The sequence below is a fragment of the Methylobacterium frigidaeris genome (assembly GCF_022179185.1).
Taxonomy (GTDB): Bacteria; Pseudomonadota; Alphaproteobacteria; order Rhizobiales; family Beijerinckiaceae; genus Methylobacterium; species Methylobacterium frigidaeris.
This window is the reverse complement of the sequence record NZ_BPQJ01000001.1, coordinates 42,522-64,350: the sequence shown is the minus strand read 5'-3', so window position 1 is coordinate 64,350 and position 21,829 is coordinate 42,522. Positions and strand designations below refer to the sequence as shown.

Sequence of the window (21,829 nt, the reverse complement as noted above, 5' to 3'; positions counted from 1 at the left end):
ATCAAGAGCTAACAAGTCGGGCATTAACGGTTTGCCGCCGGGATCCCGTCTCCAGCGGCCATGTCGGTCACGTTTCGTTAAGGTTTCCGACCACGAATCGCGGCAAGCTGGCGTTAACGAAGCCGCGTCATACTCAGGCACAATCGTGTTCCCGGGTCCGGGACATCCTCAGCCGCTCGACGCGGCCCTACGAGTACCTGACGAGGACTGCCGATGCGTACCCTGCGGTTCCACCCCCATCCCGCCGCCCTCGCGGCCGGCATCCTCGGCCTCGGCACCCTGTCGGGCTGGGGCGCCTACGGCGTCTCTTCCTCGGGCAAGAGCGCGCTCCGGGCCCAGCTGGCGGAAACCGAGGGCCAGCGCGACGCGCTCGCCGCCCGCTTCAAGCAGTTCCAGGACGTCGAGGCCGAGCTGCGCGACCGTCAGGCCAAGATCGCGGCGGCGCGGGACGAGATCGCCCAGCTCGGCGCGACCCGCGACAAGGCCAAGGCGCAGCTCGCCGCCACCCAGCGCGACCTCGCCTCGCTGACCAAGCGTCTCGACCAGGCGAAGGACAAGGTGACCCAGACCGGCAGCATCACGCCGGCGGCGGCCGAGGCGGCCAAGAAGCCGGCGGCCCGGTAAGAAAGCCGGCGCGTTCAGAGAAGCCCATCGCGCAACGAAAAGCTCTCGACGTCGTCCCGGGACCGCGCAGCGCCACCCGGGGTGACGGCGGAGGATGCTCGATCGGAGGGGGCCGGCCGAGCCCGCGACGTTCTCAGGCCGGTACGCAGCCGAGTTCCGCCTCTTGCACCCGCGGATGCTGGAGCACCGTCTCGGCCTCGCGGCGCGACAGGCTCTCGACCAGGGCGGCCCAGCGCATGCCGACCTCGTGCGCCAGCGTGACACGGCCGGCCTCGTCGTAGCGGCGCCAGCCGCAGCGCGGGGCGCCGTCCGCCCCGACCTCGTCGTAGGTCTCGTGCCGGGCCACCAGGCGGTCGTGCCGGTCGTATTCCCGGTGGAACCAGCAGATCCCGAAGACCCGGCCGCCGCGGCCGAGCATGCCGGCGCTCTCCAGCCGGTGCTCGCCCGGGATGCGGAAAATGGTCTCGAAGGCGGGAGGCGCGCAGCGCATGTCGATCTCCGTCGCGGGCATTCGAGGGAGTGGCGCCGGGAAGCGTGTGGACGCCAAGTGGGCCCGGCCCGGAAGGGGCCGAAGGGCCACGCTGCTCCGGGAGCGCCCCGGAGATCACGCGTTAATTATCTCTAAACAGTTTGTGCGCTGCAACTATCCGTGCGTCAAGCCCGGGTGATTCGCCCGACGGGCGCGCGGATTACTGACCCTTCGCGGCGATCGCCTCGGCCCAGGCGACGGAGCGTCGGGCCATCGGGATGTGCTGCCGCTCGAACATGCGGCCGTTGATCTGGATCGCACCGCGCCTGGCGTTCTCCGGACGCTCGAAGGCCTCGATCACGCTGCGGGCGACCGCGACCTCGTCTTCGGTCGGCGCGAAGGCGGCATTGGCGAGCGGGACCTGGCCCGGATGGATCAGCGTCTTGCCGTCGAAACCGAGGATGCGGGCCTGCTCGCATTCCTGGCGGCAGCCGTCGAGGTCGGAGAAGTTGTTGTAGACGCCGTCGAGGATGGTCAGGCCCTCGGCCCGGGCGCCGGCGAGCGCCGTCATCAGCCACGGCATCATCGGGGCCCGGCCGGGCACGATCTGCGTCCAGGTGTCCTTGGCGAGGTCGTTGGTGCCGAGCACGAAGCAGGTGAGCCGGGTGCCCGGATTGCGCCGCGCCGCGGCGATCGCCTGGATGTTGAGGATCGAGGCCGGGGTCTCGATCATCGCCCAGATCTTGATGCCCGCCGGCGCGTCGAGGGCTTCCAGCCGGTCGGCGATGTTCTCGAGCACGGCCGGGGACGAGACCTTCGGCATCAGGATCGCGTCGGGCTTCGCCTCGATCGCGGCGCGCAGGTCGGCCTCGCCCCAGGGCGTCTGCGGGGCGTTGACGCGGATGATCAGCTCGCGCTCGCCGTAGCCGCCCTGGCGGACCGCGGCGCAGACCTGCTCGCGCGCCACCTCCTTGGCGTCGGGCGCCACCGCGTCCTCGAGGTCGAGGATCAGGGCGTCGGCCGCGAGGCTGCGCGCCTTCTCTAGGGCGCGCTGGTTGGAGCCCGGCATGTAGAGCACGCTGCGGCGGAGGCGGAGGTCGATCATCGCGGGGGTTTCCTTGCGGTCGCCTCCTGCTTACGGCAGCGCCCGATTGCGTTGCAACATGCCGACGGCAGCACGCTAGGCGGCGGCCGAGCGGCCGAGGGCTTCGGCCGCGGGGTCCCGGCTCCGCTCCCGCCGCTCCGAACCCGGGACGGGCGGGAACGCCTGCGCCGGTCTACTCGGCGGCGATGCGCCGGGGCCCGAGGTCGAGGGACGCGTGGCCCAGCGTTTCGGCCACCGCCGTCAGGATCCGCGACAGGGCCTCGAAGCCGGGGCGGGGCAGGAGCTTGCGCTCGTCCATGTAGAGGGCGCGGTTGACCTCGATCTGGAGGGCGTGGCGGCCGAGCGCCGGCTCGCCGTAATGCTCGGTGATGAAGCCGCCCGCATAGGGCTTGTTGCGCACCACCCGGAGGCCGTGGCTGCGAAACGCGGCTTCGGCGCAGTCGATCAGGTCGGGCGCGCAGGACGTGCCGAAGCGGTCGCCGAGGACAACGTCGACGGTCGGTCCCTCGTCGCGGGCGAGGCTGGTCGAGGGCATCGAGTGGCAGTCGATCAGGACGGCATGGCCGAAGGTCCGGGCGGTGCGGGCCACCAGATCCTTCAGCGTGCGGTGATAGGGCTTGTACAACTCCTCGATGCGCGACAGCGCCTCCTCGACGGGCAGGCGGGTGCGGTAGATCTCCTGGCCGTCCGCTACCACCCGCGGCACCGTGCCGAGGCCGCCCGCCACCCGCATCGAGCGCACGTTGACGAAGGGCGGCAGGCGCCCGTCGAACATCCGCGGGTCGAGCTCGTAGGGCTCCCGGTTCACGTCGAGATAGGCCCGCGGGAAGGCAGCCTGCATCAGGGGAGCGCCGAGGCCGACGACCGGGGCGTAGAGCCGGTCGACGAAGGCGTCCTCCGAGCGGCGCAGGGCCACCGCGTCGAGCCGCGAGGCCGCCACGAAGGAGGCCGGGTAGACCGCCCCGGAATGGCCGGTGTTGTAGACGAACGGCAGGGTCTGCCGCTCCGGCTCGTCCACCCGGAAGGGCGGCGTGAACAGGCTGGCGGGGGGAACCCGGCTCATCCGGTCGTCCGGGCGAGGGGGGTGGGGACGGGACGCGATCGCACCTTCATCCGGCTAATCTGGCGCCACGGCCCGGACCTGTCCACTGCCGCGAGGAACCGGAAGCCCTCGAGAATCCGCCGGGGGAAACCGCTCCGGCGAGCCCAGCGTCAACACTCTGTTTACCACGCCGCCGCTTTATGGAATGAACGCACCGAATCGGTATCCGGGACTTTCGTTCATGAAGATCCTCCTCGCGGAAGACGACAACGACATGCGTCGCTTCCTCGCCAAGGCGCTCCAGAACGCTGGCTACGACGTGGCCTCGTTCGACAACGGGCTGTCGGCCTATAACCGCCTGCGCGAGGAGCCGTTCGAGCTCCTGCTCACCGACATCGTGATGCCCGAGATGGACGGCATCGAGCTGGCGCGCCGCGCCACCGAGCTCGACCCCGACATCAAGGTGATGTTCATCACCGGCTTCGCCGCGGTGGCGCTCAACCCCGATTCGAAGGCTCCGAAGGACGCCAAGGTCCTGTCGAAGCCGTTCCACCTGCGCGAGCTGGTCACGGAAGTCGAGAAGCTCATGGCGGCCTGAGGGCCGCCGCTGGCGCGATCGCTCGCCGGTGCCTATATCGGGCCCGTCCCAGCAGCGCGCGAGCCGACGGATGCAGCCGGTCACGATCTACACCACCAGCTGGTGCCCCTATTGCTCGGCGGCGAAGTCGCTGCTGCAGGAGAAGGGCGCCGCCTTCACCGAGATCGACGTCGAGGCCAAGGCGGGCGCCCGGCGCGAGATGATCGACAAGGCCGGCGGCCGCACCAGCGTGCCGCAGATCTTCGTCGGCGAGACCCATGTCGGCGGCTGCGACGACCTCTACGCCCTCGACCGCGCCGGCCGCCTCGACCCGCTGCTGGCCGGCTGACCTGACGCCCGTCATGCGACGCCTCTGGCGGGGGGGCGCCGTTCCGGCGTAAGCTTTCCGGGATTTCCGGAGTTGCAGCCCATGACCGCTCCCCGCTTCGTCGCCGCCTGCGTGCAGATGCGCTCCGGCCGCGACCCCGCGCAGAACCGCGACGCCGCGGTGGCGGGGATCCGCGAGGCGGCGGAACGCGGCGCGCATTACGTCCAGACTCCCGAGATGACCTCGCTCCTCGAGCGGGACCGGGCGAGCCTGTTCCAGAAGATCCGTGCGCCGGAGGACGATTCGACCCTCGGCGCCCTGCGCGACGTCGCCCGCGAGCGCGGCATCGTGGTTCATGTCGGCTCGCTCGCGGTGAAGAACGGCGACAAGATCGCCAACCGCGCCTTCGTGATCGACCGCGAGGGCGCGATCCTTGCCGCCTACGACAAGCTCCACCTCTACGACGTCGACCTGCCGAACGGCGAGAGCTACCGCGAATCGGCCACCTATACCGGCGGCGCCCGGGCCGTCGTCACCGACCTGCCCTGGGGTCGGCTCGGCGTCGCGATCTGCTACGACGTGCGTTTCCCCGCCCTCTACCGGGCGCTCGCCGAGGCCGGGGCCGAGATCCTGTCGGCGCCCGCCGCCTTCACCCGCCAGACCGGCGAGGCGCATTGGCACGTACTGCAGCGCGCCCGGGCGATCGAGACCGGCTCGTTCATGATCTCGGCCGCGCAGGGCGGCCGGCACGAGGACGGGCGCGAGACCTACGGCCACTCGCTCATCGTCGATCCCTGGGGCCGGGTGCTGGCCGAGGCCGACGGCAACGAGCCGGGGGTGATCCTGGCCGAGATCGACATGGCGCTGGTCGCCGATGCGCGCGCCCGCATCCCGGCCCTTCGGCACGCCCGCCCGGTGGTGGTCGAGGCTGCCCGCGCCTGACGAGCGATATTCCCGTAAACCAAGGTTTCTTCGGGGCCGGATTTCCGCCACAAGGGCCGCATCCAGCGTCGCAGCCCCTCGCAACCGCGCGCGCGCCCACCGATATCCCCCGTCATGATCCGCTACGCCCTGTCCTGCGATTCCGGCCACAGCTTCGAGAGCTGGTTCCCGTCGAGCGACTCCTACGACGAGCAGGCGCGGGCCGGCTTCGTGACCTGCCCGTTCTGCAACAGCCCGAAGGTCGCCAAGCAGATCATGGCACCGTCGCTCGGTCGCACGGCGAACCTCCCGGCCCCGGTCGAGGCGCCCAGCGCACCCGCGGCCCCGGCCTCCGCCGAGGCGCCGGTCAGCCTGGTCTCCGAGCCCGAGCGGCAGCTGCGCGCGATGATCCGCGCCCTCCACGAGCACGTCGCCCGCACCGCCGACCATGTCGGCGAGAACTTCGCGGCGGAGGCGCGGCGGATGCATTATGGCGAGACCGAGCAGCGGGCGATCTACGGCGAGGCGAGCCTGACCGAGGCGCGCTCGCTCCTGGAGGAGGGGATCGCGGTGCAGCCGCTGCCGTCCTTGCCGGACGATCGGAACTGAGGGCGTCCGCTGCTGCGCCTCGATCGACTCGGGTTACTCTGCCACTTCGCCGGACGACTTCAATGAAGTGGAAGGCGATCCGGGATCCAGCAGAGGAAGTGCCGCTTGGCTGCTCGGTGTCTGTATCGTTTCAGGCACAAGGACGAAGCGGAGCTGGAACGGTAGATCCTGTTCTGTCCTATGACGGTCAGCTCGCCAGGAACAGCACCGAACGGTCCGAGGCCTCCAGCACCGCCTCCGCCACAGGCCCGAACGCTGCCCCGTCGCCGGCGCGGCGGGTGACCCCCATCACGATGAGGTCGTGATCGCCGGCCCGGGCTTGGCGCAGGATCTCCCGCTCCGGCGCCCGCGTGGCGCGCATCTCGGTCCGGACCCGCAGCCCGGCCTGCTCGGCGAGATCGAGCACGTCGCGCAGGGCCGCCGCGTCGCCCGGGCGCAGGCCGGTGAGGCGCCGCCGCGGGCCGGTGGCCTCCGAGAGGAACAGCACCGTCAGCGGTGCGCCGGCGCCGCGGGCCAGGGTGACGGCGATCTCGGCGCCGCGGCGGGCGGCCTGGGTGCCGTCGATCACCGCCAGGATCGAGAGGGCGGCGCGTTCGGGATCCGTGCGGTGCGCGCCTCGCGCCGCCGCGATGGCGAGCGGCCCGTCGAACCGCTCGGCCGCGCCGGCCACCGCGTCGGCGAGGCCGCCCTCCGGCGCCACCGTGGGGTCGATGCCGACGATCAGGAGGTCGTAGCCCTTGGCGGCCTCCTCGCCCACGGCCTCCGCGGCGGGCTCCCGCCGTGCGAGCTCCGTCACCTCGACCGCTCTGGCCTCCTCGTCGCGCGCGCCCTGCGCCGCCGCCGCCACCGCGCCGGACAGGGCGGCCTCCTCCGTCGCCGGCCCGAGCCGCACCACCGTCACCGGCATGCCGCGCGAACTGGCGACGAGGCCGGCGATCCGGGCGGCGAAGCGCCCCTTCGGGCCATCGTCGGCGGCAACCAGCAGGCGCTCGAGCCGGGCGACGAAGCCGCGCTCCTCCGCCGCCTCGCGCTCCAGCCGCTCCTTCTCCTCGCCCTTCAGCGGCAGGCGATGGAGCGCCCAGCGCAAGGTCGGGGGCATCGCCAGGGTAGTGATCAGCGCCATCGCGACGATCATGGTGAACAGGTCCCGGCTCAGCGCCCCCATGCCGAGCCCGATCGAGGCGACGATGACCTCGGTCGAGCCCCTGGCATTCATGCCGCAGGCCAGCGCCAGGGATTCCGCCCGCCGCAAGCCCCCGATCAGCCCGCCCGCGAAGGCGCCGGCGAACTTGCCGAGGCTCGCGATGGCGATGAGCCCGAGGGTGAGGAGCAGGAGGCGCGGGTCGCGCAGGATGGTGAGGTCGGCGCTCAGGCCTGCGAGCCCGAAGAAGATCGGCGCGAACAGGGCGGTGACGACGCCGCGCAACTGCTCGTCGATGCGCCGGGTCAGGATCGGTGACTGCCCGACGAGGAGGCCGGCCACGAAGGCGCCGAGCACCGTGTGCACGCCGATCGCTTGCGTGACCAGCGCCAGCACGCCCATCAGCACCAGAATCGCGGTGATCACCGCGGCCTCGCTGCGCAAGCGGTCGTTGGCCCAGCGGATCAGCCAGAAGACGAGGCGGCGCCCGACCGTGAGGCTGATGCCGAGGAAGACCAGGGTGCCGGCGAGGCTGCGACCGACCTCCCAGAGATCGATGCTGCCGGCCTGGGCCAGGCTGAAGATGACCGCGATGATGACCCAGCCGATCGTGTCGTCGATGATCGCCGAGGCGACGATGACCTGACCGACATTGCGGCGCAGGAAATCCATCTCGCGCACCACCATGGCGACGATCTTGACCGAGGAGATCGCGAGCGCCGTGCCGAGGAAGAGCGCGGTGACGAGGCGCAGCTCCGGCCGCGGCAGCATCGCCTCGGGCAGGAACCAGCCGAGAAGGAAGCCACAGCCGAACGGCACCGCGACGCCGGTGACGGAGACGCTGAACGCCGCGCGCCGGACCTTGCGCACCAGGGCGAGGTCGGTCTCCATGCCGGTCATCAGCAGCAGGAGCAGGATGCCGAGCTGAGCGATGCCGTCGAGCAGCGCCTTCTGATCGCGGCCGGGCGGGAACAGCCAGTGTTGCGCCTCCGGCCAGATCGCCCCGAGGAAGGAGGGGCCGAGCAGGATGCCGGCGAGCAGCTGGCCCATCACCGCCGGCTGCCCGATGCGCAGCATCGCTTCGCCGAGCAGTCGCCCGACGGTGAGGAGCAGCACGATCTGGACGACCAGCAGGACCTCGGACGGGCCGCCGCTCGCGCCGATCCCCGCGGCCTGCGCAGCGCCGGCCGTGAGGATCGCGAGAGCGAGGAGCGCCGTTCTCACGCGGTGGGCCAGCCGGACCGGTCCTGGGGGGAGAGCGCCATCACGCGGGTCGTCGGGTCCTCTGGTTTCGTGCGAGCGACAACCGGGGCGCGCTCGCCGGGTTCCGGAGGGATCACAGGGCGGAGGCGAGCCGCGCCGTCCTCGGCTGGCCGGGCCGGCGGCGGCGATGGGGCGGACAGGATCCGGCGACGCGGCGGCGCGGCAGGCGCGGACGCTCGTCGGCGACCGGCTCCGCCTCGATCGCCGGGTCGGTCGCCCGCGTCCGGCGATCGAGGCGGATCATGAGGGACGCCGCCGCCGCAGCGCTCATCAGGCCGACCGTCAGCGCAGCGAGCCCTGCTGCCGCGGCGCCGTCCTGGCTGAGCCAGATCCCCGCGGTCATCGCCCCGCCGATCGCCGCCGTCATGGTAAAGAACATCCACCGTCCTCCGGGTACCGGAGGCAAGTCGTCAAGCTTTGCCGGGTTCGCCCGGCTCTGCCGGTGTGGTGTGCGAATCCTGAACGGGGTCGCCCAGGAACCGAGGAGATCCTTAAGGGGTCGGCGCCTAGGCTCGCCGATGGTCAACCGTTCCTGAGTATCCGACCGTGTCCCTGCGTTCCAACCTCACTCTCGCGACGATCGCCGGCCTCGGCTTCGCCACGGTCTGTGCCGTCTGCTCGGCGCAGCTCGACCGCGAGCCGCCGCGCCCGGTCCAGCTCGTCGCGGCGGTAAAGCCCATGCCCCTGGACGAGCCGGTCACCACCGGCTCGATCGTGCCGACGCCGCCGGCCGCCAAGGTAGCCCGGCTGGCGAAGGTCGAGCCCAAGACGGAGCCGAAGAAGGAGGCGAAGCCGAAGGCCGAGCCGGCCCTCGATTCCGAGCGGCTGGCCGCACTCCTCGCCGAGCCGACGGTGATGAAGCCGAAGCGCTGACGCTTCATACGATTCGCCGATCGATCGCTACGCAATGCGGAAATCGGCTTCGCTCAGGCGCCGCGCCGCAGGCCCCGCAGAGCGGCGGTGCCGGCGAGCGCCGCCAGGGCAAGGGCAATGAGGGCGTTGTAGCCGGCGAGCGAGATCCCGAGGAACCGCCAGGCCGCCGCGGTGCAATCGACCGGGCGGGTGCTCTCGAGGGACTTGAGGAAATCGTTCACGCCGGCCGGGGCCGGACCGGCCCCGCCGCCGCAATCGCTCGGGCCGGGCCAGAAGCCCCATTCGGCCCCGGCATGGTAGGCGCCAAGCCCGGCCCCGACGAGGAAGATCAGCGCCACCAGCGCCAGCAGCCAGGCCGAGAGGCGGCGCGGCAGCAGCAGGGCGGCGGCGAGCAGCGGCAGGGCGAGGTAGTAGGGCTGGCGCTCGGTCAGGCAGAGCTTGCACGGCACGTAGCCGAGGCCGTGCTGGAAGATCAGCGCGCCGCCGACGGCGGCGGCGGCGCCGACGAGCACTAGCAGGGCCGCCGGCCGGGGAGCGGTGAGCCGCGTGGCGAAGGCGTGAGCCATGGCGAAAGGCCTCAGAACAGGTAGCGGAAGCCGACGAAGCCGAGCACGCCGACTGCCACGAACACCGCCGCCACCGCGTTCAGGTGGCGGTCGAGGATGGTGCGGATGCCGACGCCGTAGCGTCCGACGAGCCCGGCCAGGATGAAGAACCGGGCGCCCCGGGTGATCAGCGACAGCACGATGAACCAGAACAGGTCGTAGCCGGCGAAGCCCGACGTGATGGTGACGAGCTTGTAGGGGATCGGGGTGAGGCCTTTGAGCAGGATCACCCAGTGGCCGTAATGCGCGTAGGCCTCCCGGAAGGCGTCGGCCCCCTTGTCGAGCCCGTAGAGATGGAAGAGCCAGGCGCCGACGGAATCGTAGAGCAGAGCCCCGATGGCGTAGCCGGCGATCCCGCCAGCCACCGAGGTGAGCGTCGCGATCAGCGCGTAGGTCCAGGCCTTCTCGGGCCGGGTCACCGCCATCGGCACCAGCATCACGTCCGGCGGGATCGGGAAGAACGAACTCTCGGCGAAGGAGACCGCGCCGAGCGCGTAGGGAGCCGAGGGGCGCGCGGCGAGCGCGAGGATCCACTCGTAGAGGCGGCGCAGCATGGGTCTGGAAATGCCCGTCTGGGTGAGGTCGCGCCCTTTGAGCACAGGATTGCGGCGCTGGCGAGGGCATCGGCGGCACAGCACCGGGGGCATGGCGGGGCCGGACCGGACGATGCGGCACAGAGGAGGGCGGGACCGGCCCCGTCGTCCCGGTGTGGAGGGCAGTCCGGACACGCGGATTACCTCGTCCGAACGGATTAAGCCTGATGGGGAGAATGCATTTCTGCTTGACGAGACTGCGCGAATCCGTCCGATCCCCGCCACGATCGTCGGTCATCGATCACCCTGCATTCCACCGAAGGCCCGCGTGATGTCGCTCCTGCGTTCGCTCCTCTCCCTCACCCTGCTGGTCGCGGGTGCCGTCCCCGCCCTCGCCGCGGAGGACGCGATCGCGCGCTGGCAGCGGGCCGATGCGGCCTGCGCCCTGCCGGCCTCGGCGATCGCCAACCAGGCCTGCGAGGACCGAGACCGCTACGCCGCGACCCTGCGCCGTCAGGGCTGGTGCGAATCGCGCGCCACGACCGCCTACGACCATTGGGGCTGGCAGCGTTGTGCGCCGGCCGCGACGGCGCGGGCGATGCCGCGGCGCCGGGCCCGTCCGAACGCCTGATCCTTCCCGCAAATGGAGGATGCGCCGGCCGCAGGGCCGGCGCTAAGGTCCTGATCTCTGGACCTCGACTTGACGCCCCGCCCGGCCCCCGCCGCGGCGGGGCTTCTCTCACGGGCGGGCTGAGGGCGCCCAACGACGTCGGCGGCTGTCCGTCTCACACCTCCTCCGCCGGCCCCTCCGGCAGGGCGAACGACGTCACCTCGTGCCCGTCGTCCCGCAAGACAGCGACGAGGTCCGCCGGAGCCAGAGTGAGAGTCCGGGTGTTCACCAGCGGATGGACGTTGATCCGCGCGTCGTCGAGCAGGCGGTCCTCAAGGAAGATTCGGACGCTACCCGGCGCGGCGTTGAGAGCGGCCAGGGGTGAGACGGCGCCGCTCTCGACGCCGAGCTGCTCGCGCAGGGCCTCGGCGCTGGCGAAGGACAGCCCGCCCCGCGCGCCGAGCACCGGCCGGAACGCCTTGAGGTCGACGGCCGCATCGTGCCGGAGCGTGACGAGGAAGGTGGTCCTCTTGCCGTCGCGCAGAAACAGGTTCTTGGTGTGAGTGCCGGCGATGTCGCCGCAGGCCGCCATCATCGCCTCGACCCGAGACGACCGGCGAGGCCGGAAGCTCGTATGGCACGGCTTCAAGGTCCAGCCGACGCGCCTCCCCGGGCGGTCCGGCATGCTCGGCGACCGCGTCCGGCGCCACGGTGGCGAGGAGACCGGGCGCCGCCCGCTGCTCGACGCGGCGCCCGCGCGCCGTACGAATCAGGCCGTTGGCTGCGACCACCTCGGCATTGTCGAACAGCGGCGCTCCCATCCCCAGCGCGACCGGGTGCGCGAGGTCGCCGCCGACGAGCGACTCGGGGAAGAGGACGTGGCGCGGGTTCAGGGACTGGAGCGCCGCGGCGATCCCCGCGGCCCGAACGATCGGGTCGTCCTCGGCCGGGCTGTCGAGCGCGACGTGACGGTCGGCGCCAGCTTGCCCGCCGCCCTCGCAGGGGCCGACCGAGACGAGCGCCACGCCGCCCTCGCGCACGGCGAGCGCCCGGGCGGCGCCCAGCACCTGGCGGTCATGGGCCGAGAGGCGTCCGCCGCCGGCGTCGGGTACGACCGCGACCAGGAAGGCGGGCGCCTCGACGATCACGACCTTCGGCGACGCCTCCGGTCCGGGCCGGTGCCGCTCGGCGAGGCAGAGGAAGAGCAGGCCGGCGAGCGAGCGCAGATGCACGGGCTTGAGCCCGTGGCAGCCCCGCTTGAAGTCCGGGCCCATGTGCTCGGCATGGATCAGGCTGCTGGCGAGATCGTAGGTCCAGGAATGGTAGAGGCAGACGAGGTTGCCGACGGTCGACTTCTCCTCGCGCAGGAGGCGCTGCAGCGCGGTCGGCGTCACGTCGAGCATGGGGCCTCGCGAAGCTATATCGAGCGAGGCCGACTATCCGCGCGGGGGGCGCCCGCGCTGCCATCCGAGCGACATTCCGTTGGCTGGCTGCGACGCGCCTGGGTCGCGCGGGCGTGGGGCTGTTCGAGGGAAGAACCGCACCATTTCCTTCGCCGCGCAGCCCCGCCCAGCCGAATGAACGCCGCCCTCAATCCTCCGGGATCTCGCCCGGCGGCAGCAGGGCCGCCCCCGGCGCTGCCTCCCGCCGCGGCGGGGCGGCCGGGGTGACCGGCGCGGGGCGGGGCGCCTGGGCCACGGGCGGCGCCGGGGCCCGGTCGACGATGTCCTCAGGCTTCGCCAGGTCGACCATCCGGGAGGCCGTCGCGGCCACGCGGTAGCCGAGGGAGGACGCCGTGCCGCGCAGGTCCCGCACCGCCTGCCGGGCGACGTCCGGGCCGTGGCAGATGGCGAAGTACATGGCGACGAAATTGGCGTTCTTGCGGATCGTCTCGCTGCTGTCCTCGGTGGCGAAGGGCGCCAGCATGAAGGCCGCGGTACGGCTCTTGCCCTGCGCCATCACGGCGGGCTTCGTCGGCGAGCAGTAGACGTAGCCACCTTCCGCCTCGCGCTCGCTGCGGCCGGCATGGCTCGCGTGGAAGGTCTTCACCTGCGTGCGCTTCAGGCTGCCGGTGGTGCCGGTCAGCATCGGCTCGACCCGCAGGACCTGGAACTCGTCGCAGCCGTCCTTGTGGCAGAGCCCGCGGACCAGGTCGGCACGGTTGTAGTCCTGCGCGAGGGCGGGACCGGCGAGGAGGATGAGGAGCACGGCTGTACGGGCGAGCATCGGCGATCGGCTGGCTGTGAACGGGAGGCGGATCCCTGGCAGGCGTTCCGGGCAGGAGCATGACCGCCGAGGCGCCCGGCTCCTCAGGTGCGCCGCCGTCACGCCCCGCTGCCGGGCCGTGCCTTGCGCTTCTCGGCTTCGAATGCCGCGCGGCGGGTCGCGGTCACAGGCGATATGGGCGATGCGCAGGTCCGGGAATCGGTCGATTGCGGCCGAGCCGACGGCGAAGAACTTGCCCGCGCCGTTATAGAGCGCGCCGGGTCCCGGGTCGCCCTTGTCCGGCTGGTAAGGCGCGGCCGTCGTAACGAGGGCGAGGCAGGCCTCGGCGAGGGGGTTTCCCAGTGGGGCGAAGGGCACGTCGTCGAAGCGTGCCCGGCGGTAGGGCGGGTAGCCGAGGGCGCCGCAATGGGCGCGCGTGCGTGACATGGAGGGAAGCGGCTCGTCCCGCTCGGAGGCCGCGTCCATCGTGGTGCACCAATCCCGCTTCGCTCAGCGCTCCGCGGCGCGTCGGCCCGCCCCGGTCATCTCCCGCCGCAGCCACTCCGCCACGATGCGCAGGTCGGGCCGGTGGCGCAGGTGCTCGGCGGTCCAGAGCTGCATCTCGTGCGGGCCGGGCACGAAGCCCAGCGGCGCGACGAGGTGGCCGGCGGCGATCTCGTCCTCGACGAGGAGGCGCGGCGCCAGCGCGAAGCCGAGGCCGCAGGCCGCCGCCTGGATGACCAGGTAGAAATGCCCGAACACCTCGTCGGGGGTGATCGCGACATCCGGCCGCCCGATCGCCCGGGCCCATTCGGCCCAGCCCTCCGGCCGCGTCGCGGTGCCGAGGAGGCGGGCCCGCGCGACGAGCTCGTCCGGCCCGTCGACCCTCATCCGCAGGGCATAATCGGGGTGGCAGACCGGCCCGATCTCCTCGCGGATCAGGGTCTCGGCGAGCGCGCTCGCGGGCGCGCGGACCATGCTGTTGCGCAAGGCGAGGCCGATCTCGTCACGGATGAAGTCAACCTCGCCGTAGCTGACGGTCAGCCGCAGCTCGATCGACGGATGGGCCCGCTTGAACCGCTCCAGCCGCGGGAGCAGCCAGCGCATCATCACGGTCGCCGAGCTGGACAAGGTCAGCGGGCCTGGCTGCACCCGCGCCACCGCAGCCTGCATCCGCTCGAAGCTCTCGGCCAGCTCGGCGGCGAGCCGTGCCCCCTCCGGCGTCGGCGAGACGGCGCGCGCGCCTCGCTCGAGGAGCGGTAGCCCGAACTGTGCCTCAAGGGCGCGGACCTGACGGCTCACCGCCCCGTGGGTGACCCCGAGCTCGGCGGCGGCGGCGCTCATGCTGCCGAGACGGGACGCAGCCTCGAAGGCGCGCAGCGCATTGAGAGGCAGGCGCGGCTTCGGCATGAGGGCTCCCCGTTGAGGTAAGAGTTTTTCTCACAGGTCGCTGCGCCGAACTCAAGTTCTCGCGCACCCGGCCCTTCGCTAGGCTCCGGCCCTCGCACGAGCGTCGCGATCCCCGGAGTGAGTGTATGAGCCAGCGCCCCGCCGCGCCCCCGATCCGGATCGAGGCCGATTACCTCCTCGAGACCGCGAGCGATCCCCGCAAGGTGGCGGAGACGATGGCCGGCGAGCAATCGAGCGGCACCTTCGTGCCGGTGCCGGGGGAGACGCCGGAACTCAAGGCCCGCTCCGCGGCCCGGGTCGAGCGCCTGGAGGTGCTGGACGATTCCGTCGCGGCGCCGTCGCTGCCGACCACCGCCGCGGTCGATCCCGCCAGGTTGCGCCGCGCGCGCGTCACCCTGTCCTGGCCGATCGAGAATCTCGGCCCCTCGCTGCCGAACCTGCTCGCCACCGTCGCCGGAAACCTGTTCGAGCTGCGCCCGATCACGGGCCTGCGCCTTCTCGACATCCGTCTGCCGCAGCCCTTCGCCGATGCCTATCCGGGCCCGCGCTTCGGGATCGGCGGTACGCGCCGCCTCGCGGGGGTCGAGGACCGTCCGATCATCGGCACCATCGTCAAGCCGAGCGTCGGCTTCGGGCCGGAGGAGACCGCCGCCCTGGTCCGGACCCTGTGCGAGGGCGGCATCGACTTCATCAAGGACGACGAATTGCAGGCGGACGGGCCGCATTGTCCGTTCGACGAGAGGGCGCGCGCCGTGATGCGCGTCGTCAACGACCACGCCGAGCGCACCGGCAAGAAGGTGATGGTCGCCTTCAACCTCACCGGCGAGATCGACCAGATGCGCCGGCGCCACGACCTCGTGCGCGATCTCGGCGGCACCTGCGTGATGGCGAGCCTGAACTCGGTCGGCCTCGTCGGCATGATCGCGCTGGCGCGGACGAGCGAATTGCCGATCCACGCCCACCGCAACGGTTGGGGGTATCTCGCCCGCCACCCGCTGCTCGGCTGGTCCTACGTCGCCTGGCAGAAGATCTGGCGCCTGGCCGGCGCCGACCACATGCACGTCAACGGCCTCGACAACAAGTTCTCGGAGGACGACGACAGCGTCGTCGCCTCGGCCCGCACCTGCCTGACGCCGCTCTTTCCCGACAAGCCGTGCCTCGCCATGCCGGTCTTCTCCTCCGGCCAGACCGTGCGGCAGGCCCCCGGCACCTACGCGGCGCTCGGCTCCACCGATCTCATCGTCACCGCGGGCGGCGGCATCGTCGCCCATCCGGGCGGGCCCGGCGAGGGAGTGGCGGCCCTGCGCCAGGCGTGGGAGGCGGCGGTGGCGGGCATTCCGCTCGCCCACCACGCCCGCACCCATCCGGCGCTGGCCCAGGCGCTGGAGGGCGCGGCGTGAGCGCGCGCCCGCTCCCCGACGGCCCTCTCGTCGCCTTCTACGGCGACGACTTCACCGGTTCCTCCGCGGCGATGGAGGTGCTGGCCTTCGCCGGGCTCGAGACCGTGCTCTTCCTCTCGGCTCCCAGCCCGGAGCGCCTGAAGGCCTTCGCGGGCGCCCGCGCCATCGGCATCGCCGGGGTGGCGCGCTCGCAGCCGCCGGCCTGGATGGACCGGGAGCTGCCTCCGGCCTTCCGGCTCCTCGCCTCCCTCGACGCGCCGGTCGCGCACTACAAGGTCTGCTCGACCTTCGATTCGGCGCCGCATGTCGGCTCGATCGGCCGCGCCGTCGAGATCGGCCGCGGGATTTTTTCCGGCGACTGGACCCCGATGGTCGTCGCCGATCCGGGGATGGGCCGCTACCAGAGCTTCGGCCACCTGTTCGCGATGGCCCATGGCGCGGGCTACCGCCTCGACCGCCACCCGACCATGGCTCGCCACCCGGTCACGCCGATGGACGAGGCCGATCTCGGGCGCCACCTCGGCCGCCAGACGGCCCTGCCGGTCGGCCTCGTCGATTTCGTGGCGATGAAGCGGGGCGAGGGGGACGCGGCGCTCGACCGGGCCAGGGCCGCGGGGGCGGCGATCGTCTCCCTCGACGTGCTCGATGCCGAGACCCTGGCCGAGGCCGGCCGGCTGATCTGGGAGCGCGGCGGACACCCGGTCTTCGCCGTCGGCTCGCAGGGGGTCGGGGCCGCCCTCGTCGCTTATTGGCGCCGGGCGGGCCTGCTGCCGGCCGAGCCGCCGGCGTCGCGGTGCGCGCCCGTGGAGCGGATCGCGGTCGTGTCCGGTTCGGTCTCCCCGGCGACGGCCGGCCAGATCGCCCACGCCCTCGACCGGGGATTCGCCGGCATCCGGCTCGACGCCAGGCGTGTGACCGACGAAGCGGCCTTCGCGCAGGAGATCGGCCGCGTCGTCGCGGAGGCGCGGACAGCCCTCGGTGCCGGCCGCGATCCCCTGGTCTACAGCGCCACCGGCCCGGACGATCCGGCGGTCGCCGGCTTGCGGGACGCCGTGGCCATGGCGGGCCTCGATCCGGTTCTGGCCAGCGAGCGGCTCGGGGCCGGGCTCGGGCGCGCCCTGAGGGAGATCGTGCTGAATGCCGGCCTGACTCGGGCGGTGATCGCCGGCGGCGACACCTCGGGCCACGCCGCAATGCAGCTCGGAATCGACGCGCTCACGGCACTCGCTCCCCTCGATCCGGGCTCGCCGCTCTGCCGCGCTCATGGCGCCGACACACCCCTCGACGGGCTCGAACTGGCGCTCAAGGGCGGCCAGGTCGGCCGGCCCGACTTCCTCTCGGCCGTCAAGCAGGGCGGCCGCACCCCCGTGTAAGGCGATGGATTGGAGGAGACGACGATGACGCAGCGGCTCGCAGGCAAGGTCGCCCTCGTGACCGGGGCTGCGCGGGGGATCGGCTTCGCCGTCGCGACCGCCTTCGTGCGGGAGGGCGCGACGGTCGTCGTCGCCGACCTGAACCGGACGGGCGCGGCGGAGGCCGCCGCCACCTTGGGCGAGGCGGCGATGCCGGTCGCCGTCGATGTCGCCGATCCGGATTCCGTCGCCGCGATGATGGCGGCGATCCTGTCCGCGCACGGCCGCGTCGACATCCTGGTCAACAATGCGGGGATCGGTGCCAACACCCCGTTCCTGGAGACGAGCCTCGCCGACTGGAACCGCATCATCGGCGTGAACCTCACCGGCGCCTTCATGGTGGCGCAGGCCTGCGCCCGCGAGATGGTGCGCACCGGTGGCGGCAAGATCATCAATATCGCCTCGCTGTCGGGCCAGCGCGGCGGCAACGGCCGGGCGGCCTACGGCTCGGCCAAGGCGGGGCTCGAACTCCTGACCAAAGTGATGGCGGTGGAGCTCGCTCAGGCCAACATCAACGTCAACAACATCGCGCCGGGCGCGATCGAGACCGAGATCGCCAAGGCGATGCACGACCGGGCGACGCGGGCCGCCTACGCCGCCCGGATCCCGATGACCCGCTACGGCACGCCGGAGGAGATCGCCGATGCCGCCGTGTTCCTGTGCTCCGACGAGGCCCGCTATATCCACGGCCACACCCTCAACGTCGATGGGGGCTTTCGCGAGGCGGGGCTGATGTTCGAGCGTGACGCGGGGTGATCGACGGCAGGGTGCGATCGCGCGCTACGCGATCCGAGTGGCCGCTACGGCCGCCGACCACGGCGAGGCGACGTCGCTGCATCCCGTGGCCTTCCCGCCCTCGACCCGGACGAAGTTCGGACAGGCGAAGTTGATCGGCAGGACACCGTGCTCCACCACCGCGAGCGGCCCTGCCGCCGCGAGGGCGTCGCGCACCTCCTGCGGGAGCCGGGCATCCGCGCTCGTCCCGTCCGGGCCCGAGACGTCGATGCGCGGCGCGTGGGCCGCCGCGTGCGAATCCATCCCGAAATCGAGCAGGAAGGCGAGGGTCTGGTAGACGCTCGCCAGGATGCGCCGCCCGCCGGAGGAGCCGGCGGCGATGCGCGGGCCGTCGCCCGTCCGCGGCGTGACGATTACCGGGCACATGTTGCAGAGCGGGCGCGCGCCGGGGGCGATCGGGTTGGCGCTGCCGGGGCGCGGATCGAACCACATCACGCCGTTGTTCATCAGCACGCCGGTCGTCGGCAGCACGACCCGGCTGCCCATCGAGGAGAGCAGCGTCGTCGTCATCGACACCATCATCCCGTCCCGGTCGACGACGGTAAGGTGCGTCGTGCAGGTCTCAGCCGGTTCCCGGGCGGCGCCCAGGCCGGCGAGGCGCCGGGCATAGGCCTCTCGCATCACGCGCGAGAGCGTGGCGAACCAGGCGGCATCGGGGCCGGAGGGCGGGAGGGCTGCGTCCGCCATGCCGGCGACGACCTGGGCGAGGGTCGGCGCGGCGGTGAGCCCGCCCGCCGTATGGACGAGATGGTCGTCGCGCCACGCGATCGTCGGCGCGTCGCGGAGCACCGCGCGGCAGCCGGCCAGGTCTTGCCCGTCGATGACGCCGCCGAGGGCCGCGATGTCGGCGGCGAGGTCCCGGGCGATCCCGCCCTCGTAGAAGTCGCGCAGGCCCGTTTTCGCCAGCCGCTCCAGCGTCTCGGGCAGGCGGCCGAGCGACTGGAAGCCGGGCGTGCCCTGGTAGGGCGGGACCGGCGGCAGCCCGTCCGGCAGGTAGATCCGGGCGCTCTCCTCGTAGAGCCGCAGCACCGAGGCCGAGGAGGCGACCTTCAGGGTGGTGAACCAGTCCTGCGCGAGGCCCCGGCGCGCCAGTGCGATCGCTGGCGCCAGAAGGTCCGCGACGGGGCGGCCGGTCCCGAACGCCTCGTGCAGCGTGGTGTAGCCCGCCACCGCCGAGGGAATGCAGAACGAGAGCGGTCCGTGGATGTTGCGATCCTCCAGTACCTCCGGCCAGGTGAACAGGTCGCGCTTCTCCCGGCCGGTGACGGGATAATCGCCGGCCCGGGTGTTGCGGCTCGAGACGGGCCCGAAATCCACGACCGTCGCCCGCGCGGCGCCGGCCGGCAGCACCAGCGCGAAGCCGATGCCGCCGAGCCCGCTGTTCCAGGGCTCCACCGCCGCCAGCGCGAAGGCGGTGGCGACGGCCGCATCGGCGGCATTGCCGCCGGCCGCCAGGATCGACGCTCCGGCTTCGGCGGCCTCGCGGTTCTGCGCCACCACGATGCCGTCCCGGCCCGACGCTACCGGCTTCGTCACCGTCCAGTTCTGCGTCCGGTAGGGCGTGCTGTCGTGGGCCGGCATCCTCATCTCCCGTCGAGATCCGTCGTCGTTGCGGCCGAGGATGACCGGCCCCGGGCGGCCCGCCAAGGACTCATTCCACGTCGCATGACCGGACAGGAGCCCTGACATCATCGAAGCTCGCGCGGGCCGCGGCGAACGCGGCATGCTTGTCGACAGACGGCCGCGCCCGGCCGCGTCGCTGCAAGGCCGAGGTCGGCGACGGCATGCCCAACAAGTCCCGCGACCGCTCGCATCGCGAGCCGTCTGGCGGGGCGCCTCGGCGGCCTCGAAGCCGGCGCTCCTCGCCCTCGCCCGGTCCTGGGCCGCGGAGGCGATGCTCCGCGGCCTCACCGTCACCCTCGTGGCCACGGCGGCGACCAAGACCCCGATGCTGATCGATCCCTCACGCGGCAGCGTGGCGCCGAAGCTGCCGCCCCTCGGCCGGTTCATCCGGCGCGAGGAGGTCGTGGCGGCGGTGACGGGCCGGCAACCGGTGATCTGCGGTGACGGTCCGCCGTGAGGGTGAGGCGCGCCTCACGCCTCGGTGGGGGTTTCGGACTTGCGCGGGCGGCCACGGCGCGCGGGTGCGGCGGGCTCCGCCTTCGCGTCGCCCTGCGCCTTCTGCGCCGCGGCGCGCTCGCGCCGGATCTGGCCGAGGCCGAGGCTCTTGGCGAGCTCGGAGCGCTGGGCCGCGTAGGTGGCCGCGACCATCGGGTAGTCGAAGGGTAGGCCGAACTTCTGGCGATACTCGTCCGGCGTGTAGCCGCGTGTCGTCAGGTGCCGCTTCAGGCTCTTGTATGGCTTGCCGTCGAGGAAGCTCGTGATGTGGTCCGGTGTCACGGATTTCCGGATCTGGGCGGCGGTGACCTTGTGGTCCTCCTCCGGCTCGGCTGCCGGCTGGCCGAGGCCGACCAGCGTTGCGTGTATCGATGCAATCAGACCGGGCAAATCGGCAGCCCGGACGTTGTTGTTCGACACGTAGGCGCCGACGATGTCACTCGTCAGCTCGATCAGCGGAGAGGTGATGGAGGCCGCGTCGTCCATTTTTTCTTCCAGATAATCAACCGCTCTTGTGATGGGCGCGGGCCGTTCCAGGGTCAACCGGTAAGATGAGACGATCAGCAGCAAAAATTGCCCGGCAGGCGGACTTCGAGGTGGGAAAATTGCGAACATGCGCGCAACGCGGGCTCTCTCGGAGGCGAGATGTACGGAACGACGGCACCGAGACGGCGGCCCGGCGCGCCCGTCGAAGGGCGATGTGCATCGTCGCGTACGGCTCCGCTTGAACTCGGTGCCGGCCGCGGCGTTCGCTGATGGACGCGGTGCGGGAGCAGCAGCGATGGATGTCGGACGGAAGTCGGGTCGTCTCGGACGGGTGGTCGAAGTCGGGATCCGCGGGCAGGCCCGCTACGCCCGGATGGCGAGCGGGGAGACGATCTGGTGGGGCTCGGAGGAGGACGTGCCGGACCGGGTCGCCCTGGCGGCGGCGGCCGTGTGCGACGCCGCCGAGCGCGGGCGTGGGGCCGGACGCGGGCAGGCGTCGGCCTGAGCCCCGCGCGGGCCTTCGTCACTGCAGGTTGACGTAGGCCCCGCCATCGACGAGCACGGCGGAGCCCGTCATGTAGCGCGCCATGTCGGAGGCGAGGAAGACCGCCACCTCCGCGATGTCGTCGGGCCGGCCGAGACGGCCGAGGGGGACGCGGGCGGTCATCGCCGCCCGCTTGCCGGGATCGGAGAGGTCGTCCTTGTTGATGTCGGTCTCGACCGTGCCGACCAGGATCGAGTTGCAGCGGATGCCGCTGGGCCCGAGTGCGATGGCGCAGGACTGCATCAGCGAGTGGATCGCCGCCTTGGTGGGTGTGTAGTGGGTCTGCGATCCGCCCCCGACGAGGGCCGAGATCGAGCTCATCGCCACGATGGCACCGCCGGCACCTTGCGCCTTCATGCGGTTGGCCGCCGCCTGCGCCATGTAGAAGGTGCCGAAATAGTTCACCTCGGTGGTGCGCCGCATCAGATCGGCCGGCATGTCGAGGAAGCCGTGGAACGGGCAGATGCCGGCATTGCTGACCAGCACGTCGACCTTGCCGAAGGCCTCGACCGCGGCGGCGACGAAGGCGGGCGCGCTCGCCTCGTCGGCGACGTCGCCCTCCGCCACGATCGCCCGCCGGCCGAGCGCCGCGATCTCATCGGCGACCGCAGCGACCGCCTCGGCATCCCGCCAGTGGTTGAGCGCGACGTCGGCACCGGCCCGCGCGCAGGCCAGGGCCACGGCCCGCCCGATTCCCCGGGAGGCGCCGGTCACCAGCACCGATCGGCCTTCGAGCAGCATGTCGGTCATCCTCTCGCC

General features: G+C 72.1%; 24 protein-coding genes and 2 pseudogenes. 12 read left to right on the top strand and 14 right to left on the bottom strand.

The annotated features are described in order from the left end of the window. Positions 1 to 213: 213 nt before the first annotated feature. On the top strand, positions 214 to 624 hold the full coding sequence (locus MFF64_RS00330) for a hypothetical protein (protein WP_099908747.1): 411 nt from the start codon (positions 214 to 216) through the stop codon (positions 622 to 624). 133 nt (positions 625 to 757) lie between these two features. Here MFF64_RS00330 and MFF64_RS00325 read toward each other — a convergent pair whose 3' ends face one another. The 3 genes from MFF64_RS00325 to MFF64_RS00315 all read right to left on the bottom strand — a co-directional run bounded on the left by MFF64_RS00325 (position 758) and on the right by MFF64_RS00315 (position 3,261). Next, entirely contained in the window at positions 758 to 1,114 is a 357-nt protein-coding gene (locus MFF64_RS00325; protein ID WP_099908748.1) for a hypothetical protein, read from the bottom strand. Positions 1,115 to 1,313: 199 nt separating this feature from the next. Further along, positions 1,314 to 2,198 carry an HpcH/HpaI aldolase/citrate lyase family protein gene (locus MFF64_RS00320; protein ID WP_238189092.1) on the bottom strand — a complete coding sequence of 295 codons (885 nt, stop codon included), beginning with the start codon at positions 2,196 to 2,198 and terminating at the stop codon, positions 1,314 to 1,316. A 172-nt stretch (positions 2,199 to 2,370) separates the two neighbouring features. Then, entirely contained in the window at positions 2,371 to 3,261 is an 891-nt protein-coding gene (locus MFF64_RS00315) for an N-formylglutamate amidohydrolase (RefSeq protein ID WP_099900750.1), read from the bottom strand. 220 nt (positions 3,262 to 3,481) lie between these two features. Between MFF64_RS00315 and cpdR the strand changes: the two genes are divergently transcribed. The 4 genes from cpdR (at position 3,482) to MFF64_RS00295 (ending at position 5,675) form a co-directional block, all read left to right on the top strand. After that, a complete protein-coding gene (gene cpdR, locus MFF64_RS00310) occupies positions 3,482 to 3,838 on the top strand; it encodes a cell cycle two-component system response regulator CpdR (protein WP_048427828.1) in 357 nt (118 codons plus the stop codon). 70 nt (positions 3,839 to 3,908) lie between these two features. Further along, entirely contained in the window at positions 3,909 to 4,166 is a 258-nt protein-coding gene (gene grxC, locus MFF64_RS00305) for a glutaredoxin 3 (RefSeq protein ID WP_099905061.1), read from the top strand. 81 nt (positions 4,167 to 4,247) lie between these two features. Continuing rightward, positions 4,248 to 5,087 (top strand): carbon-nitrogen hydrolase family protein, encoded by an 840-nt coding sequence (locus tag MFF64_RS00300; RefSeq protein ID WP_099905063.1) that lies wholly within the window; start codon positions 4,248 to 4,250, stop codon positions 5,085 to 5,087. Positions 5,088 to 5,201: 114 nt separating this feature from the next. Beyond that, positions 5,202 to 5,675, top strand: a complete 474-nt coding sequence (locus MFF64_RS00295) for a DUF1178 family protein (protein ID WP_099905065.1) — start codon at positions 5,202 to 5,204, stop codon at positions 5,673 to 5,675. A 187-nt stretch (positions 5,676 to 5,862) separates the two neighbouring features. On the opposite strand, the gene MFF64_RS00290 is transcribed toward MFF64_RS00295, so the two are convergent. Both MFF64_RS00290 and MFF64_RS00285 read right to left on the bottom strand, forming a co-directional pair. Continuing rightward, on the bottom strand, positions 5,863 to 8,040 hold the full coding sequence (locus MFF64_RS00290; RefSeq protein ID WP_099905067.1) for a cation:proton antiporter domain-containing protein: 2,178 nt from the start codon (positions 8,038 to 8,040) through the stop codon (positions 5,863 to 5,865). A gap of 112 nt (positions 8,041 to 8,152) precedes the next feature. Beyond that, positions 8,153 to 8,458, bottom strand: a complete 306-nt coding sequence (locus MFF64_RS00285) for a hypothetical protein (RefSeq protein WP_099905070.1) — start codon at positions 8,456 to 8,458, stop codon at positions 8,153 to 8,155. Positions 8,459 to 8,625: 167 nt separating this feature from the next. On the opposite strand from MFF64_RS00285, the gene MFF64_RS00280 reads away from it, so the two are divergent. Next, entirely contained in the window at positions 8,626 to 8,952 is a 327-nt protein-coding gene (locus tag MFF64_RS00280; RefSeq protein WP_238189089.1) for a hypothetical protein, read from the top strand. Positions 8,953 to 9,005: 53 nt separating this feature from the next. On the opposite strand, the gene MFF64_RS00275 is transcribed toward MFF64_RS00280, so the two are convergent. Together MFF64_RS00275 and MFF64_RS00270 are read right to left on the bottom strand one after the other, a co-directional pair. Beyond that, positions 9,006 to 9,518: a disulfide bond formation protein B gene (locus tag MFF64_RS00275; RefSeq protein ID WP_238189087.1), complete on the bottom strand. Its 513-nt coding sequence runs from the start codon at positions 9,516 to 9,518 to the stop codon at positions 9,006 to 9,008. A gap of 11 nt (positions 9,519 to 9,529) precedes the next feature. Next, a complete protein-coding gene (locus MFF64_RS00270) occupies positions 9,530 to 10,111 on the bottom strand; it encodes a YqaA family protein (RefSeq protein WP_099903701.1) in 582 nt (193 codons plus the stop codon). 310 nt (positions 10,112 to 10,421) lie between these two features. Between MFF64_RS00270 and MFF64_RS00265 the strand changes: the two genes are divergently transcribed. Next, the gene (locus MFF64_RS00265) at positions 10,422 to 10,721 is read left to right on the top strand and encodes a hypothetical protein (RefSeq protein WP_099903703.1); all 300 of its coding nucleotides are present in this window, start codon (positions 10,422 to 10,424) and stop codon (positions 10,719 to 10,721) included. A gap of 286 nt (positions 10,722 to 11,007) precedes the next feature. On the opposite strand, the pseudogene MFF64_RS00260 reads toward MFF64_RS00265, so the two are convergent. The 4 genes and pseudogenes from MFF64_RS00260 to MFF64_RS00245 all read right to left on the bottom strand — a co-directional run. Next, positions 11,008 to 11,292 (bottom strand): annotated as a pseudogene (locus MFF64_RS00260) (YbaK/EbsC family protein); the annotation flags it as partial. 13 nt (positions 11,293 to 11,305) lie between these two features. Further along, positions 11,306 to 12,103: pseudogene (locus MFF64_RS00255) on the bottom strand (hypothetical protein); the annotation flags it as partial. A gap of 187 nt (positions 12,104 to 12,290) precedes the next feature. Further along, positions 12,291 to 13,352 (bottom strand): hypothetical protein, encoded by a 1,062-nt coding sequence (locus MFF64_RS00250; RefSeq protein ID WP_238189085.1) that lies wholly within the window; start codon positions 13,350 to 13,352, stop codon positions 12,291 to 12,293. A 63-nt stretch (positions 13,353 to 13,415) separates the two neighbouring features. After that, a complete protein-coding gene (locus MFF64_RS00245) occupies positions 13,416 to 14,315 on the bottom strand; it encodes a LysR substrate-binding domain-containing protein (protein ID WP_099904775.1) in 900 nt (299 codons plus the stop codon). 125 nt (positions 14,316 to 14,440) lie between these two features. Between MFF64_RS00245 and MFF64_RS00240 the strand changes: the two genes are divergently transcribed. Genes MFF64_RS00240 through MFF64_RS00230 form a run of 3 tightly spaced genes read left to right on the top strand, consistent with a single transcriptional unit; the run spans position 14,441 to position 17,883 of the window. Beyond that, positions 14,441 to 15,715 carry a ribulose-bisphosphate carboxylase large subunit family protein gene (locus MFF64_RS00240; RefSeq protein WP_099904772.1) on the top strand — a complete coding sequence of 425 codons (1,275 nt, stop codon included), beginning with the start codon at positions 14,441 to 14,443 and terminating at the stop codon, positions 15,713 to 15,715. Beyond that, positions 15,712 to 17,088 carry a four-carbon acid sugar kinase family protein gene (locus MFF64_RS00235; RefSeq protein WP_238189083.1) on the top strand — a complete coding sequence of 459 codons (1,377 nt, stop codon included), beginning with the start codon at positions 15,712 to 15,714 and terminating at the stop codon, positions 17,086 to 17,088. Before MFF64_RS00240 ends, MFF64_RS00235 begins: the two co-directional genes overlap by 4 nt. Positions 17,089 to 17,112: 24 nt before the next feature. Beyond that, positions 17,113 to 17,883: an SDR family NAD(P)-dependent oxidoreductase gene (locus tag MFF64_RS00230; RefSeq protein WP_099904766.1), complete on the top strand. Its 771-nt coding sequence runs from the start codon at positions 17,113 to 17,115 to the stop codon at positions 17,881 to 17,883. Between the two features lie 24 nt (positions 17,884 to 17,907). Here MFF64_RS00230 and MFF64_RS00225 read toward each other — a convergent pair whose 3' ends face one another. Then, positions 17,908 to 19,503, bottom strand: coding sequence for a gamma-glutamyltransferase (locus MFF64_RS00225; RefSeq protein WP_238189081.1), 1,596 nt, complete (start codon positions 19,501 to 19,503; stop codon positions 17,908 to 17,910). 313 nt (positions 19,504 to 19,816) lie between these two features. Here MFF64_RS00225 and MFF64_RS00220 point away from each other — a divergent pair, with 313 nt between their 5' ends. Further along, entirely contained in the window at positions 19,817 to 20,002 is a 186-nt protein-coding gene (locus MFF64_RS00220; RefSeq protein WP_238189072.1) for a hypothetical protein, read from the top strand. A gap of 14 nt (positions 20,003 to 20,016) precedes the next feature. On the opposite strand, the gene MFF64_RS00215 is transcribed toward MFF64_RS00220, so the two are convergent. After that, on the bottom strand, positions 20,017 to 20,526 hold the full coding sequence (locus MFF64_RS00215) for a Ros/MucR family transcriptional regulator (protein WP_099900463.1): 510 nt from the start codon (positions 20,524 to 20,526) through the stop codon (positions 20,017 to 20,019). Positions 20,527 to 20,821: 295 nt separating this feature from the next. Between MFF64_RS00215 and MFF64_RS00210 the strand changes: the two genes are divergently transcribed. Beyond that, complete coding sequence (locus MFF64_RS00210) at positions 20,822 to 21,031, top strand: hypothetical protein (RefSeq protein WP_099900465.1); 210 nt, start codon at positions 20,822 to 20,824, stop codon at positions 21,029 to 21,031. A gap of 18 nt (positions 21,032 to 21,049) precedes the next feature. Here MFF64_RS00210 and lra1 read toward each other — a convergent pair whose 3' ends face one another. After that, a complete protein-coding gene (gene lra1 / locus MFF64_RS00205; protein WP_273557132.1) occupies positions 21,050 to 21,820 on the bottom strand; it encodes an L-rhamnose 1-dehydrogenase Lra1 in 771 nt (256 codons plus the stop codon). Between the last annotated feature and the right edge of the window lie 9 nt (positions 21,821 to 21,829).